General features: G+C 68.6%; 10 protein-coding genes. 6 read left to right on the top strand and 4 right to left on the bottom strand.

Annotated features, from left to right (window positions below):
* The first annotated feature begins 104 nt into the window (after positions 1-104).
* A complete protein-coding gene (locus HUA74_RS41375; protein ID WP_174458981.1) occupies positions 105-1,601 on the top strand; it encodes a hypothetical protein in 1,497 nt (498 codons plus the stop codon).
* Between the two features lie 3 nt (positions 1,602-1,604).
* Positions 1,605-3,002, top strand: a complete 1,398-nt coding sequence (locus HUA74_RS41380; RefSeq protein ID WP_174458982.1) for a serine/threonine-protein kinase — start codon at positions 1,605-1,607, stop codon at positions 3,000-3,002.
* Between the two features lie 3 nt (positions 3,003-3,005).
* On the opposite strand, the gene HUA74_RS41385 is transcribed toward HUA74_RS41380, so the two are convergent.
* A complete protein-coding gene (locus HUA74_RS41385; protein ID WP_174459008.1) occupies positions 3,006-4,424 on the bottom strand; it encodes a sigma 54-interacting transcriptional regulator in 1,419 nt (472 codons plus the stop codon).
* 475 nt (positions 4,425-4,899) lie between these two features.
* Here HUA74_RS41385 and HUA74_RS41390 point away from each other — a divergent pair, with 475 nt between their 5' ends.
* The gene (locus tag HUA74_RS41390; protein ID WP_174458983.1) at positions 4,900-5,904 is read left to right on the top strand and encodes a cyclase family protein; all 1,005 of its coding nucleotides are present in this window, start codon (positions 4,900-4,902) and stop codon (positions 5,902-5,904) included.
* Here HUA74_RS41390 and HUA74_RS41395 read toward each other — a convergent pair.
* The 3 genes from HUA74_RS41395 to glsA all read right to left on the bottom strand — a co-directional run bounded on the left by HUA74_RS41395 (position 5,823) and on the right by glsA (position 9,658).
* Positions 5,823-6,884, bottom strand: a complete 1,062-nt coding sequence (locus HUA74_RS41395; protein WP_174458984.1) for a LysR family transcriptional regulator — start codon at positions 6,882-6,884, stop codon at positions 5,823-5,825. The two genes, HUA74_RS41390 and HUA74_RS41395, sit on opposite strands and share 82 nt — an antisense overlap.
* Positions 6,885-6,952: 68 nt before the next feature.
* Positions 6,953-8,155, bottom strand: a complete 1,203-nt coding sequence (locus HUA74_RS41400; RefSeq protein WP_174458985.1) for a porin — start codon at positions 8,153-8,155, stop codon at positions 6,953-6,955.
* A 333-nt stretch (positions 8,156-8,488) separates the two neighbouring features.
* Positions 8,489-9,658 (bottom strand): glutaminase A, encoded by a 1,170-nt coding sequence (gene glsA / locus HUA74_RS41405; protein ID WP_174458986.1) that lies wholly within the window; start codon positions 9,656-9,658, stop codon positions 8,489-8,491.
* A 262-nt stretch (positions 9,659-9,920) separates the two neighbouring features.
* Here glsA and HUA74_RS41410 point away from each other — a divergent pair, with 262 nt between their 5' ends.
* From HUA74_RS41410 to HUA74_RS41420, 3 genes are all read left to right on the top strand, one after another.
* Complete coding sequence (locus tag HUA74_RS41410; protein ID WP_217443704.1) at positions 9,921-12,740, top strand: aminotransferase class I/II-fold pyridoxal phosphate-dependent enzyme; 2,820 nt, start codon at positions 9,921-9,923, stop codon at positions 12,738-12,740.
* 75 nt (positions 12,741-12,815) lie between these two features.
* On the top strand, positions 12,816-14,117 hold the full coding sequence (locus HUA74_RS41415; protein ID WP_174458987.1) for a hypothetical protein: 1,302 nt from the start codon (positions 12,816-12,818) through the stop codon (positions 14,115-14,117).
* Complete coding sequence (locus HUA74_RS41420; protein WP_174458988.1) at positions 14,114-14,509, top strand: DUF3969 family protein; 396 nt, start codon at positions 14,114-14,116, stop codon at positions 14,507-14,509. The genes HUA74_RS41415 and HUA74_RS41420 overlap by 4 nt, the downstream gene beginning before the upstream one ends.
* Positions 14,510-14,512 lie beyond the last annotated feature (3 nt).

Consider the following 14,512-nt stretch of genomic DNA (forward strand, 5'->3'; position numbering starts at 1 on the left):
AGGGCGGCTTCGAGACGGCAAGGTGACCGGCGGCGCGCTGGCCTGGAGCGTGCTTCTGTAGGGGGTATTTCGCCAATTCCGTGTTTTTCACTGGAGGAGCGTCCATGGGTGTCACTGTCCGTCGCCCCCCGTCGGGAATCGTGTCCGTGCTGTGCCTGGTCCTGGCCGGCTGTGGTGGAGGAGGAAGTGGGCCCACCACCCCTCCAGCACCCGAGGTCGGAGAGAGCCAGGCGGAGATTCGCATCGCCAACTCCCTGTCCACCGACGCGCTCGTCCTCAATGCCATCGGCACCAACCCCGAAGCCAACGGGCTGCTGGCGACGACGAGGCTGGTGGACCTCTTCAGCCCGCTAGGTGGAGACCCGCGCATCCTCAAGCAGCTGCATGACCCGGACGCGCAGAAGTTCATGGAGTACCTGGTGAGCTGCGCGCTGGGGCCCAACCAGACGCTCTGGTACTACAACCCCCGAGGTTCGAACCCGGGCCCCCGCGTGTGGGGTGGCAAGGCGGGCCTGTGCACGCAGTGGCTCACGTCGGCTCCCTCGCAGGCGTGTCTCAACCGGGTCTCCGCGTGCCTCCTGTCGCGCAACAACGCGCTGGGCCGCCGAGTGGAGTTGTCCATCCGGGGCGAGGTGCCGGGAGACCCGAGCATCTTCTACCTGGAGGCCGTGACGAAGCCCGCCGAGTACGAGCCGACCACGGCCGTGAAGCTCGACAGCTTCGCCCTGTGTACCGGGAGCGAGACGGGCGCTCAGCGCGACTGTGGCTGGACGGCTGACGGCATCGGCGTTTGTATCCCGGGGTCGACGGTGTCGTTGGGCGCGGGGGGCGTTGTCTCGTGCCCCGGCCCGGCGGTGGGGTCCAGCTCGGGTGCTCAGATGGTGTTGCGCGTCTGCTCGGGAGTCGTCGGCTGCGATTCGGCCCGCACCACCAATCTGGGCGAAGGGGACTCGAGCTGCGCGGGCTCGGAACCCATTGTCACCTTCACCTGCCCCGTGGAGGGCTACTACAGCGTGATGACGGCGCCGTGGGACAGCGACGACGCGGGCACCGCCAGCGTGGACGTGTCAGCTGACTCGCCCACGCGATATGCGCTGTCCGAGTCGCAAGTGTTCGCGGTGCGTGAGGGCGCCTTCTACGGCAACGTCTTCGACCCGAAGGCCCTGGCCACCAAGGTGTCCGTGGAGGAGGTGCAGGTCGGTGGCGAGCGACCGCGTTTCGTCGTGGTCGGCGACGACGCCATCATCGAAGGTGCCATCTACAGGAAGATGTACTCCTGCTACGACCCTTCCTGGGGCGACGGCGCGGCGTACTCCTCGCATCGCGTCTGCGCGCTCCCCAACGCCGGCGCCAACTGCGCGGCCACCGTCGCGGGGCCGTGCTGGGGCTCCGCCGTGAAGCCGTCCCTGCCAGGCAGGTGCGAGGTGAATGACGGCCCGCAGGTGCCCGGAGACGGCGACTACGAGCGGTGCAAGGACCCCTACGGGAACATCTGGAAGGAGCCGGTGACCACGTTCCTCCATGACCCGTGTGGGCCCGTGAGCGATGACCAAACGGGCAAGCTGTGCGGCCGCACGGTGCGACCGCGCAAGGAGCGCTAGTCGATGACGACGGGAGGCGTGGAGTCGCTCTATGGCGAGGAGCTGCGGCCAGGAGCCCTGGTGGGTCGTTGGGTGGTGGAGCGCGTCCACTACCGAGGCCCGGTCTCCACCCTCTATCGTGCTCGGGACGTGGGAGGCGGAGGCGCCTCGGCGCTGAAGGTCCTCCAGTCGTCGGCGCTGACGACGGACACCGCGCTGCGCCGCTTCCGTCGCGAGGCGGCCACGCTCCAGCGGCTGAGTCATCCGCACATCGTCGGTGTGCACGACTATGGCGAGCTCCCGGATGGCAGGCCCTTCATCGCCATGGAGTGGCTGGAGGGCAGGGACCTGGCCGCGGAGCTGGCGGCGCGGGGTCCTCTGTCCTCACGTGAGGCGCTGGAGGTGCTGGAGCAGGTGGGCGCCGCGCTGCGGGTGGCCCATTCCGCGGGCGTGGTGCACCGGGACCTCAAGGCGCAGAACGTGATGAAGCTGTCCGGGAGCGGCGAGTCTCTCGTGGTGAAGCTGGTGGACTTCGGCGTGGCGAAGGGGCTGACGGCGGACTCGCCCGGTGCTTCTTCGCTCACCCATACCGGCGTGGCCCTGGGCACGCCGCTGTCCATGGCGCCGGAGCAGATTCGCGGTGAGGCGCCCGATGCCCGCACGGACCTGTACGCGCTGGGCGTGCTGCTGTTCCAGCTCGTCACCGGACAGCCTCCCTTCCAGGGCGCCACCCGGCATGAAGTCGAGGAGCAGCACCTGCACGCGCCCCCTCCGAGGCCCGGCGAGCGAGCCCCGGTGCCCGAGGCGCTGGACGACGTGGTGCTGCGCTGTCTGGCCAAGAATCGCGAGGACCGCTACCCGGACGTCGTCGTGCTGCTGGAGGACCTGCGGCGCGCGGTGGGAGGAGAGAAGCCGCGCGAGGCCCAGGGCCACGCGGTGGCGCTCTACGCGGAAGCGCGACTGTCGCGGGCCCCCGACTCCGCGCTGCTGGAGCGGATGGACTCCCTGCTGGAGCGGACCGGCGCGGTGGCTCGGGAGGCGGGGCTCGAGGTGCGACTGGAGGGGAGCGGCTGCCTCATGGCGCTGGCGGCTCTGCCCGATGACGCCATCTCCGAGCGCGCCGTGCGTGAGCGTGTGCTCGCGGCGGCCCTGTCGCTGCTGGAGGGCGCGCGCGACTCCCGCGATGCGGACGGCGTGCCCGTGGAGCTGGCCATCACCGTCCACGTGGACCGCCTTCCCAGTTCAGAGGGACGCGGGAGCGCGGACGGCAGCCTGCTGCACCTTCCCGGCTGGGTCGCGGACTTCCAGGACGCGGGGCTGGTGGCCACCGGGGCGGCGCTGCGGGACTTGGAGTCGGGCTTCCTCGCCGCGCCGTTGCCGGGCGGCGGAGCCATCTGGTCCCGCGTCACCGGCCGACGCTGACGCTCACGGCTTGATGCCGTGGCGGCGCAGCAGTCGGTAGAGATGCACCCGGTCCATGCCCGCGGTGACGGCGGCCTGGGCCACCTTGCCCTGGTGCTTCTCCAGCAGCGCACGCAGATAGCGCCGCTCGAAGTCGTCCACCGCGCGGCGGCGCTGGTCCGCGTAGGGCAGGCTGGGGTCCACCTCCATGGGGTTGCCCGAGCGCGACTCGTCCTCGGTCAGCTCCACGGCTTCCTCGAAGACGAGGCAGCGCTCCAGGTAGTTGCGCAGCTCGCGCACGTTGCCGGGCCACGCCGCGTAGCGCAGGCGCGCCAGGAAGTCCGGCGTGCGCAGCGAGGCCGTGCGCTCCCGGTCCGCGCCCAGCGAGCCGAGGATGCCCTCCACCAGCAGGGGCAGGTCCTCCGGACGCTGACGCAGCGGGGGCAGGGGGATGCGCAGCACCGCGAGCCGGAAGAAGAGGTCCGAGCGGAAGCGTCCCGCGTTGACCTCCGCGCGCAAGTCACGGTGCGTGGCCGCCATCAACCGCACGTCCACCGGCTGGTACGTGTTGCTGCCGACGCGGCGAATCTCCCGGTTCTCCAGCACGCGCAGCAGCTTGGGCTGCAGCTCCGCGGGCAGCTCGCCAATCTCGTCGAGGAAGACGGTGCCGCCAATGGCCTCCTCGAAGACGCCCGCGCGGCGATGGACGGCGCCGGTGAAGGCGCCCTTCTCGTGGCCGAACAGCTCGCTCTCCAGGAGGTGCGCGGGGATGGCGCCGCAGTCCACCACGAGGAAGGGCCCGTCCTTGCGGCGGCCCGCGTCGTGGATGGCCTGCGCGGCCTGGCTCTTGCCCGTGCCCGTCTCGCCCTCCAGCAGCACCGTGACGTCGCGAGACGCGGCGCGCTCCATCATCGCGAAGCACACGCGCATGGCCACTGAGGCGCCCACGAGCGTCCCGAAGCGCGTGCTCTCCGACACCGGCAGCCGGTTGTTCTCCGCGCTGAAGTCGAACCGCAGCACCACGCGGCCCAACCTCAAGAGGGAGCCGCTGCGCAGCACGCCCTCCATCACCTGGACGCCATCCAGGATGACGCCGTTGAGGCTGTCCAGGTCCCTCACCTGGGGGCCCTTGGGGCCGATGCGAATCTCGCAGTGGAAGCGCGACACGGTGGAGTCATCCACCGCGAAGTCGTTGAGCGGGTGCGAGCCCACCGAGCAGGTGTCCGCCGTGGACTCCCACGTGCTGCCGGAGTTGGTGCCTTCCACCACCGTCAGGCGGAAGCGGCGCACCGTCGACGCGTCATAGGCACGGCGCCCTTGCTCATAGGGCAGCGTCACGTGCAGCGCTTCGTCTCCTGAGTCCCGGGCCTCCAGCTTCCAGAGCGAATCGTTCTGCACGTCTGGAGTTAAGGGGGTTGTGCGGGCCCGGTCGGAAGCAGACATGAGCTTCAGGATAACATGGCCGCGTGACGCCGAGTCTTCGCTCATCCATCTCCGCCTGCCTGGCAGGACTCCGGGGAACGCCCTCGCGGAGACCCGGCGCGGCGAGACACCGGCCGGGCTCCGCGCCCCCCACTCCGCCCCCCGGCCCCCCTGCGACACAGAGCTCACGGCCGTGGTGGGTTGCTCCCGACCGTGTGGCGAGCCTGGGCACTGCAGCGGGTGTGCCGCCATACCCGCTCCCTGGGTTGTCCGGCGCCCACCGACGGACGGAGTGACTTGTAGCGCTACAAATCCCGGTCGCCTGTAGCGCGGAGGGTTACAGCCAGGCCCGGTCCGCGCGTCGATGACCGTCATCGATGGGCTCGATTGGGCTCATCCGTCCCCCGTCGCTAGGTACGTGATGCCGCCACCCCGCACCGCGAGGAGGGCGAGATCGCATCCCCGCACCCGGGGATGCCCAGCAAAGGAGAGCACCATGTTCAAGAAACTCATCCAGGTCCTTGCCCTCGCGAGCGCGGGGTGGAGCGCGGCAGTGGTCGCCGCGCCGCCCCAGGGCACTCCCGTCGCGCGGGGGCTGTCGAGCCGCGAGGCCATCCAGGACTGGAAGAAGCAGCACGGCAACTGGGGGCGCTGGGGCCAGGAGGATCAGCTCGGCACCGCGAACCTCATCACTCCAGCCAAGCGCAAGGAGGCCGCGAAGCTCGTTCGCGACGGTGTGTCCGTCTCGCTGGCGCACACCCTGGAGACCCGGCAGGCCGCGGACGTCCCCTCACCGCTGGAGCGCCAGATGCTCTTCCACGGCGAGGCCCCCGAGTCCACGTACAGCGCGGACCACCTGGGCATCGGTTTCCATGGTTGGTCCCACACGCACCTCGACGCGCTCTGCCACGTCTTCGACGAGGGCCGGACGTACAACGGCTACCCGCAGTCGAAGGTCGATTCGAAGGGCTGCTCGGTGCTCTCGGTGAACGAGGTGCGCGACGGGCTGCTCACGCGCGGAGTCCTCATCGACATGGCCGCGTTCAAGGGCGTGCCGTACCTGGAGCCCGGGACGCCCATCCACGCGGCGGACCTGGAGGCGTGGGAGCGCAAGACGAAGGTGAAGGTGTCGAGCGGTGACGCCATCATCGTCCGCACGGGGCGCTGGGCCCGCCGCGCGGCGGTCGGGCCTTGGGACGTGTCCTCGAAGTCACCGGGACTTCATGCGTCCAGCGTGGAATGGCTCGCGGCGCGCGGGGTCTCCATCGTCGCGACGGATGTCGGACTGGACGTGCTGCCCTCCGGGGTGGAGGGCGTCGTGATGCCCGTGCACGTGCTGCTCATCAACACGCTGGGCGTCCACGTCATCGACAACGCGGACCCGGAGGCCCTGGCGAAGGCGGCGGCGGCTCGCGGACGCTACGACTTCCTCCTCAGCGTCGCGCCCCTGGCCATCGAGGGCGGGACGGGCTCGCCCGTCAATCCCATCGCGACCTTCTGACGGGAGCGCTTCGGGGGCGGGGGCGTCCGCGCCGCCACCCGGGTGGCGGTGTTGTCCTCGCCGCTCGACGTGGCGGCGAGGAACATCGCCTCGCGCAGCCAGCGGTGGCCCGGGTCGGAGTCGCGCGAGGCATGCCAGCGCATCACGATGCTGTCCGCGGTCAATGCCAGGGGGGGCGGGCTCACGCTCAGGCCAAAGGCCTTCGCGCTCGCCAGCGCCGAGCGCCGGGGCAGCAGGCCGAGCAGCCGCGCACCGCGCAGGAGGTGGGGCACGCTGAGCGCGTGGGTCGTCTGAACGGCCACGCGGCGGCGCAGGCGGAGCTTGGCGAGCGCGTCATCCACCGCGTCGCTGGAGTCCGCCCGTCGCGACACGCGGACATGCGGAATGGCGAGGAAGTCTTCCATGGACAGCTGCGTGTCCACGCGCACGACGCTCGGGTCGAACACGACCAGATAGCCCCCGGCGCAGAACAGCCGCAGCTTGTGATGGGGGGCCTGCTCCATGGGTGGACCCACGAGCAGGTCCAACGAGCCGTCATCCAGCATCGCCAGCCCCCGCGCTTCCTGGAGCGGAGAGAGGGAGAGGGTGACGCCCGGGGCCTGCTCCGCGACGAGCGCGAGGAGCGGCGGCACCAGCGAGGACTCGAGTCCGTCGGACAGGCTCACGCGGAAGTGGCGCTCCTGCGTGGCGGGGTCGAAGGGGCGCTGGGTGAGCACGGCCTGGAGGCACGCGAGCGCATTGCGCACGGGCTCCGCGAGCGCCTGCGCATGGGGCGTGGGGACGACGCCCGTGGGCGCGCGGGTGAAGAGCTCGTCGCCGAGCAGCTCGCGCAGACGGGCCAGGTGGTGGCTCATCGCGGGCTGGCCCAGTCCGACGCGGTGGGCGGCCCGGGTGACGTGGCGCTCGCGCATGAGGGCGTCGAACGCCACCAGGAGATTCAGGTCCAGTCGGGAGAGATGCGCGTGGTCGATGGGCTGCATGGCTTCGCGTCTCCTTGCCAGCCGCAGGGATAACGCAAAGCCGGCGCGGATGCCCGGGAGACGTGGCGCTAGAACGCCAGGTTGAGCTGCAGGGTGATGAGCTGGGAGGTGCCCGCGTCCTTGGGGATGACGACGGAGGCGGCTTCCGCTCCGGCGGCGGCCTCCTGGTGGGCCAGCTGGTAGCGCAGCTTGAAGGCGAGGTGGGGGGCGTTGACGAACCAGCCCAGCTGCGCTTCCGCGATGTAGAGCAGGTCGTCGTCCAGATCGAAGCTCGGGTTGAGGAAGCTCAGCCGCACGGCCGCGTCGAGCACCTTCTTGTAGAAGACATAGTCGGCCTGAACCCATGCGCCAAAGCTGGAGAAGTTTTGCGAAGCGTCCTGCGGGTCCGTCCGGCTGTAGTACAACTCGCCGAAGAAGCTGAACCTGCGCGCCTGGATGAAGAGGTCCACGCCGCCGGTGATGAAGCGCCGGTCGCCTTCACGGAGGATCTGGAAGACACCGGACTCCGGGTTGAAGTTCTCCTTCACCTGCGTCACCTCGCCGCCCGCGCCCTGCAGGGTGAAGGACACGTTGAGCGGAGGCGGCTCCTTGTCTCCCGACATGATGTACGGCAGCTCGCCGTAGCCCGGCTTGCCCATGGGCGAGAACGTCGCGCGTGCGTTGAACTGGTACTTGCCGGGCTCGGAGCGGATGGAGCGCAGCGGCGAGCCGCCGAAGATGCCCACGTAGTACTCCAGGTGCTCCATCGTCCCGAAGATGGTCACGCCCTTGTCGCGGCCCGTCCAGTAGTAGTTGGCGATGGTGGAGAACTCGGGGAAGAGGATCTGCTGCGGTCCCCAGGACTCGTGCCGGCTGAGGGGCGTGTACTGCTGCCCCGCGCGGACGCCCACCTCGTCGATGGGCTGGATCTCCACCAGCGAGTCGAGCAGGTAGATGGGCGGATCCGCCAGCTCCAGCGACGTCCAGAAGCGAATCCACGGCCGGTAGATGTTGCCGCGAAGGATGGGGCGGAGGAACGAGAAGGCCGTGCGTGACTCCGCCTTGCCATCCAGGAAGACGGGCTCGAGCTTGTAGCCCGCCTGCAGGCCGATGCCGAGCAGGTAGTTCCCATCCTCCGACTGGATGTGGAAGCCGTTCTTCTCGTCGTAGCCCCCGGTGAGCGACGGCTTCTTGTCGTCGTCCTTCTCTTCATCCTCCGCGTGGCCCACGGCCGGTACGAGGAGTCCAGTGCCCATCGCGACGACGGCCGTCGCCACTCGCATCCAACGCATACCCTGTTCCCCCGAATGAGCGCTGCCCGCGCCTGTGCTCTCACGCGAACCCGAGCGGCACTCTGAGCACGCGACGGGGGGAAGGAAGCGTCACGGCGCGCGCGCTATCGCGGAGCGAACGACCGGGCCGCTTCCGCGATGGCTGACGGACAGCGGCCTCGTTCTCGAGGGTGGGGACTCGTGAACAGGCATCGGGAGGCGACGCGTGAAGCGGGCGCTGAAGTCCCGCCGCGGAACGAGGGGGGCATGTTCACTGAGGCGTGCCCGCCCCGGACGCGAAGGGCCCCTCCCATCCGGCGGGAGAGGCCCTTGCGTGTGGACCTGGGAGCGTGGCTACGGCGAGGGACGCGTCTTCTTGGGCTCGTCGCGCCCGGCACCGCCGGTGCCCTGCTGGCTGGCCGCTCCGGGCGTGGCGGCGTAGAGATTGTCCCCCAGCGAGTTGACGACCTGGCTGATGGCCCGCTGCGAGCGCACGCTGTTGCCCGCCTTGTCGAGCGGCGGCGAGAAGGCGGCGATGGCATAGCGACCGGGAACGACGGCGACGATGCCCCCGCCCACGCCGCTCTTGGCGGGGACGCCCGCCTGATAGAGCCACTCGCCGGTGCTCTCATACAGGCCGTTGGTCGCCATCAGCGCCAGCGTGCGGCGCGCCGTGTCCGGGCTGACGACCTTCTTGCCAGTGACGGGATTGGTGCCACCGTTGGCCAGCGTGGCGCCCATGGTGGCGAGCTGCGTGGCCGTGACGTTGACGGAGCACTGCCGCGTGTAGAGGTCGAGTGCCTGCTCCCGGGGGGAGCCAAGCACCTTGTATGAGTCCAGCAGCGCGGAGATGGACTGGTTGCGGGTGTTGGTCTCCGTCTCCGACTTGTAGACCTCCTGGTTCACCGGGAGGTCCGCGCCCGCGAAGTCGTTGAAGTTGTCGCTGAGCTTCTTCCAGCGGGCTTCGGGCGTTGCCGCCGGAATCATGCTCACGGAGGTGATGGCGCCCGCGTTGACCAGCGGATTGCCGGCGCGGTGGTCCTCGTTCATCTCGATGGCGACGATGGAGTTGAAGGGCTGCCCCGTGGCATCCACGCCAATCTTGTCCTCGACCTTCTTGGCGCCCACCTCGTCCATCAGCCGCGCCAGGGTGAAGGGTTTGGAGAGGGATTCGATGGGGAAGGGCGAGGTGGCATCGCCCACCGTGTAGACCTTGCCCTCCACGGTGACGAGCGCGAGGCCGAAGAGGTTGGGGTTCACCGTGGCGAGGTACGGGATGTAGTCCGCGTTCTTGCCTTCCTTGGTGCCGCGGAACTGCTGGTGGGCTTTCTGGAGCGCCTGCTGAATCTCCGTCTCCGTGGGCATCGCCTCGTCGCCCTGGGAGGGGCGTGCGGCCGTGGAGGCGGTGTCCGACGGCTTCGTGGCCGCCTTGGGACTCTCGGCGAGCGCGATGCCTGGCCCCGCGAGGGCCATGAGGCACATGCAGAACAACCAGCTACTTCGACAACGGAGTGCGAGCTTCATGTCATCTCCTTCCAAGGACAAGGGCGCTTACGAGCGGACACATGACGCCCGGCTTTGGTGGTTGAGGAGTGAGGCCTCGGGGGACGCGCGGCAACTTCGAGAGCACCCGAGCAGGAGAGCCCCCGCGCCCATGCGTCCACGCGTGAGGCCAACGCCCCTCCCCGCCGTCCGGGCTTTGCCGTGGACGTGTGACGGCTACCTTGTCCGACGTCGTGCCGCACGGCGCTCCGCCGGTGCCCGTCGACAAAAAGGAAGGAGCGCCATGGCGGAGCCCATGACCTCGCTGGAGTCCGGAGTCCAATCCCACCTGCTGTCCGCGGTCTTGAATCCCGAGCAGGTCCGACTGGACGTATGGAACCGCTTGCGGGAGGAGATGTCCCGGCTGGAGGCGCGGTATTCGGAGGGACAGGTGTCCTCCGACGAGCGCGTGGCGCAACTGCTGTCGCTCTTCGCGGAGGTCCACCCCATCGAGCGGCTCTTCGTGTTTCCGGGCGAGGCGCGCCTGCTGCGCCTGGCGGAGATGGCGCGCCGACATGACGTGGAGGAGCTGGCCGAAGAAGTTCGGCGGCTGGTGGGGTTGTTGAGCCGTCACAGGGACCGCGCCTGCCTGGTGTCGGAAGTGGATGGCGAACGGTCCGGGGCGGTGGGGGAGCTGGGGCCGGAGGGCTCGCACTACTTCACCACGCTGGTGGTGGATGACATGGAGGCCGAGGACTTCGCGCGAGTCCATCGCGGCATGGTGGATGCGCAGCGCGGGGAGCGGCAGTTCATCTACGAGCTGCTCCAGGTCCGCTCGGTGGAGGACGCGCTGGTGGCGGTGCTCGTCAATGACGACGTGCAGGCCTGCGTCGTCCGGCAGGACCTGCCCCTGCGCTCACGCTCGCCGGTGAAGCAGCTGCGCTCCACGCTGGAGCCCATCCTGGCGGAGGCGGAGCGGAGGGGGGAAGCGGCGAGCCTCGTGGTGGCGCGCTGGGTGCGCCAGCTGCGCCCGCATCTCAACATCTACCTGATCACCGACGAGTCGCTGGTGAGCCGGGAGCTGCACACCGAGCGCCTCTTCGACCGCGTCTTCTACCGGTACGAGTCCGCGCATGAGCTGAACGTCACCGTGGTGGATGGCGTGCGCGAGCGCTACCGGACGCCGTTCTTCGATGCGCTCAAGCACTATGCCTCGCGGCCCATCGGCAACTTCCACGCGCTGCCGATTGCCCGGGGACACTCTGTCTACAACTCGCGCTGGCTGCGGGACATGGGGGAGTTCTACGGCCCCAACCTGTTCATGGCGGAGTCGTCCTCCACGGCGGGCGGCCTGGATTCGCTGCTGGATCCCACCGGCTCCATCAAGGAAGCGCAGGAGAAGGCGGCGCAGACGTTCGGCGCGCAGCACACCTTCTTCGTCACCAACGGCACGTCGACGGCGAACAAGATCGTCCACCAGACGTTGCTCCAGCCGGGTGACGTGGTGCTCATCGACCGCAACTGTCACAAGTCCCATCACTACGGACTGGTGCTGGCGGGGGCGCAGCCTTTGTACCTGGATGCGTATCCGGTGCGTGAGTACGCCATGTACGGCGGCGTGGCGTTGAGCACGCTGAAGGCGAAGCTGCTGGAGCTGAAGTCGGCGGGGCGGTTGGACAAGGTGAAGCTGGTGGTGCTCACCAACTGCACGTTCGACGGGCTCGTGTATCACCCCGAGCGGGTGATGGAGGAACTGCTCGCCATCAAGCCGGACCTGTCCTTCCTCTGGGACGAGGCGTGGTTCGCCTACGCCACCTTCATGCCGTTGGCGCGCCAGCGCACGGCGATGGCCGCGGCGAAGCGCCTGGCGGAGAAGCTGCGCAGCCGCTCCTATCGCGAGGAGTATCGGGCGTGGCGCGCGCGCCGGGGGGATGGGGACCCCGCGGCGGGGGCTCGGGCGATGGAGGAGCGCCTGATGGCGGATCCGGACAAGGTGCGGGTGCGCGTGTACGCCACCCAGTCCACGCACAAGTCGCTGTCCGCCTTCCGGCAGGGCTCCATGCTCCATGTCTGGGATGAGGACTTCGAGCGGCGCGCGTCGGCGGCGCTCACGGAGGCGTACTACACGCACATCACCACGTCTCCGAACCATCAAATCGTGGCGTCGTTGGATTTGTCGCGGCGGCAGGTGAACCTGGAGGGCTTCGCGATGGTGAAGGAGGCGTTCCAGCTCGCGATGCGGACGCGGGAGCGCCTGCGGGAGGACCCGTTGCTACATCGCTACCTGCGGCTGTTGGACGCGGAGCAGGTGGTGCCGGAGGTGTTCCGCAAGTCGGGGTTGAATCGCTACGTGGGCCCGGGCTCGGCGGGAGTGGATGACATGAGGCGGGCGTGGAGCCAGGACGAGTTCGTGCTGGACCCCACGCGCATGACGCTCTTCACCGCGCTCACGGGGCGCAATGGCTTCGAGTTCCGGAGCAAGGTGTTGATGGACCGGCTGGGCATCCAGGTGAACCACACGTCCATCAACACGGTGTTGCTGAACGCGACGATTGGCGTCACGTGGGGTTCGCTGTCCTTCCTGTTGGATGGGCTGCGGCACGAGGTGGAGCGACTGGAGTTGGCGTTGTCCCAGTCGACGGAGGTGGAGCGCCGGTTGTTCGACGCGAAGGTGCGGTCCATCACCGACGAGCTGCCGCCACTGCCGGACTTCAGTGGCTTCCATCCTGCCTTCCAGCCGTCAGGGGGCGTGGGGGAGGGAGACCTCCGCGCCGCGTTCTTCCTGGCGTACGGCGAGGAGAACTGCGAGTTCGTGCCCTTGACGGAGGCGGGCGCGGCGCTGGAGTCGGGGCGTCCGTTGGTGTCCACGCGCTTCGTGGTGCCGTATCCGCCGGGCTTCCCCATCCTGGTGCCGGGGCAGGAGGTGAGCCCGGGCATCGTGGAGTTCATGCGGAAGCTCGACGTGAAGGAGGTCCACGGCTACCAGCCGGAGCTGGGCCTGAGCGTCTTCACGGAGTCGGCACTGGAGCGCGTGGCGAGCGGCGGCGCGCGAGAGCTTCCAGCGCCACGGGCCCGAGGCACGCGTCATGCGCCAGGGAAAGGCCCGGTGCCCGCGCCGCACTGAGCAGCCGACACCGACGTCGCGCGACCCCATGAGGGGCTCCATTCCTGCCAGAGGTGGGTGCTGGAGCCTCATCTCGTGCGTCGGACACGCGTGTTGGTTCCTCCTGGGGTCCTCTTGGTTTCAGAAGAGAGGGCCATCTCGGAGGAAGCGATGAGGCCAGGTCTGGGAGGAAGCCTGCTGGTGGGGCTTTTGATGGTGGGCTGTGCGACGTCGCGGGTGGTTCACCTGGATACGGGGCAGGGGAGCCCCATCGCGTACACCCCACGGCAGCGTGTCGGCCCCGTCGAGGTTGACAGCGGCGAATTCAAGAGGGCGATGGCTCAGCTCATCCTGGACCTGCGCTTCTCGTTGCGGTCCACGGAGGCGACACGTTCGAGACTTCAACTCGTGTCGTGGGACGAGAGGACATGGGGCGCAGAGCGTGGTGGAGGGTGCACCAGCCAGTCCGTGCCAGACGAGTGCCTGACGCTTCTGGGAGATGGCTTCAGCCTCCTTGATGCAGCTTCGCGACGGAATCTGGCGTTGTCCTTTGCTTGGGATGGTGTGTGGTCGGGCGTCCAGGATGCGGTGAGGAACGTCGTCAACCCGCTGGCACTCAAGGCGATGATTTCGTCGGCCATGGCTGCCTATATGTTCCTGGTCTTGGCACCCGAGCCGCTGACCAAGTTCGTCGCGATCGCCCTGACAGCCTATGTCATCGCGTACATGGGCCTGGAGTCCTTCGAGAACCTCGTGGATGGATGGATGCGGCTCTCCTCGGAGGCGGAGCGAGCTGTGTCCCTTCAAGAGCTGGAGACGGCGGGAAGTCGTTTCGGAGCGGTGATGGGAACGAATGGCGCGCGAGTCCTCATCCTCGCGCTGACAATGGCGTTGGGTGGCGGGGCCGCGAACATCGCGACGAAGGGGCCCCTGCTGCCGGGATTCGCTCGTGCGACGTTGGCGATCGAAGCCAACGCGGGAGTGCAACTCTCCGCCGCGTTGGGAGGTGGGGTTCGTTCTATCTCGTGGGCGCCAGGAGTCCTCACGGTGGGCCTCGCCCCGACCGCGGTGGCCGCCACAGCGATGGGGGCCACCACTGGCGAAAGCGCCGGTGCATCCGTCACGGAGAGTCGACCGGAGTTGAAGCACGTCTTCAACGGAGTGAGGAACGCACCGGGCTTTCCGGCCAACTTCAAGGCTGTCCAGAATGGCACCACGCGAAACCGCGTCGACAACAAGGACCTGCTTGAGAAGTTGCGAGAAATCGAGCCCGGTGATTGGGTCAAAGTCTATAAGGACGGCTGGGTCGGTACGGACAAGGTGTCACTCCACTACTTTGAAAGCGCGTCGGGGAAGGTGTTCAACTTCAAGATGAAGCCTGGTTGGAGCAATCAATGAGTGAGTCCTCGTCAACTCGCGGGGCTTCGCTGGAGGACGTGTCGCTGCGCGCGGAAGGCGGCGATGAGGCACAGCGACTGGTGGCGATTGCCGCCCTGGGCATGTGTCACGCGCTGGCCTCGGGTGTGGTCACCGCTGCCTATGCATGTCAGCAGCTCTTGGGTCCTGCGCTCCTGGCCCGGCTGGAGACTCCCGGTGTCCATCCGGAGCTTCGTCGTGCCATCCACTTGGCGACCGAACTCGAGGACGTCGCCGACCTTGTGCCCGACAAACTGCACGTCTCCATCACGGAGATTGAGAACAAACTGCTGGCCGTGCTGTCCAGCCTCGCTTCCGCCGAAGTCACTGGCGCGAAGTGGCTGGTGAAACGGCCCGTGCCCGCGCCGCACTGAGGC

This window comes from Myxococcus sp. CA051A (genome assembly GCF_013336705.1).
Classification (GTDB): Bacteria; Myxococcota; Myxococcia; order Myxococcales; family Myxococcaceae; genus Myxococcus; species Myxococcus llanfairpwllgwyngyllgogerychwyrndrobwllllantysiliogogogochensis.

What these genes read in the sequence shown, in the direction of transcription:
- HUA74_RS41375 (WP_174458981.1), top strand. Translation starts at nt 105, where the DNA reads ATGGGTGTCACTGTCCGTCGCCCCCCGTCGGGAATCGTGTCCGTGCTG.
- HUA74_RS41380 (WP_174458982.1), top strand. Translation starts at nt 1,605, where the DNA reads ATGACGACGGGAGGCGTGGAGTCGCTCTATGGCGAGGAGCTGCGGCCA.
- HUA74_RS41385 (WP_174459008.1), bottom strand. Translation starts at nt 4,424, where the DNA reads ATGTCTGCTTCCGACCGGGCCCGCACAACCCCCTTAACTCCAGACGTG.
- HUA74_RS41390 (WP_174458983.1), top strand. Translation starts at nt 4,900, where the DNA reads ATGTTCAAGAAACTCATCCAGGTCCTTGCCCTCGCGAGCGCGGGGTGG.
- HUA74_RS41395 (WP_174458984.1), bottom strand. Translation starts at nt 6,884, where the DNA reads ATGCAGCCCATCGACCACGCGCATCTCTCCCGACTGGACCTGAATCTC.
- HUA74_RS41400 (WP_174458985.1), bottom strand. Translation starts at nt 8,155, where the DNA reads ATGCGTTGGATGCGAGTGGCGACGGCCGTCGTCGCGATGGGCACTGGA.
- glsA (WP_174458986.1), bottom strand. Translation starts at nt 9,658, where the DNA reads ATGAAGCTCGCACTCCGTTGTCGAAGTAGCTGGTTGTTCTGCATGTGC.
- HUA74_RS41410 (WP_217443704.1), top strand. Translation starts at nt 9,921, where the DNA reads ATGGCGGAGCCCATGACCTCGCTGGAGTCCGGAGTCCAATCCCACCTG.
- HUA74_RS41420 (WP_174458988.1), top strand. Translation starts at nt 14,114, where the DNA reads ATGAGTGAGTCCTCGTCAACTCGCGGGGCTTCGCTGGAGGACGTGTCG.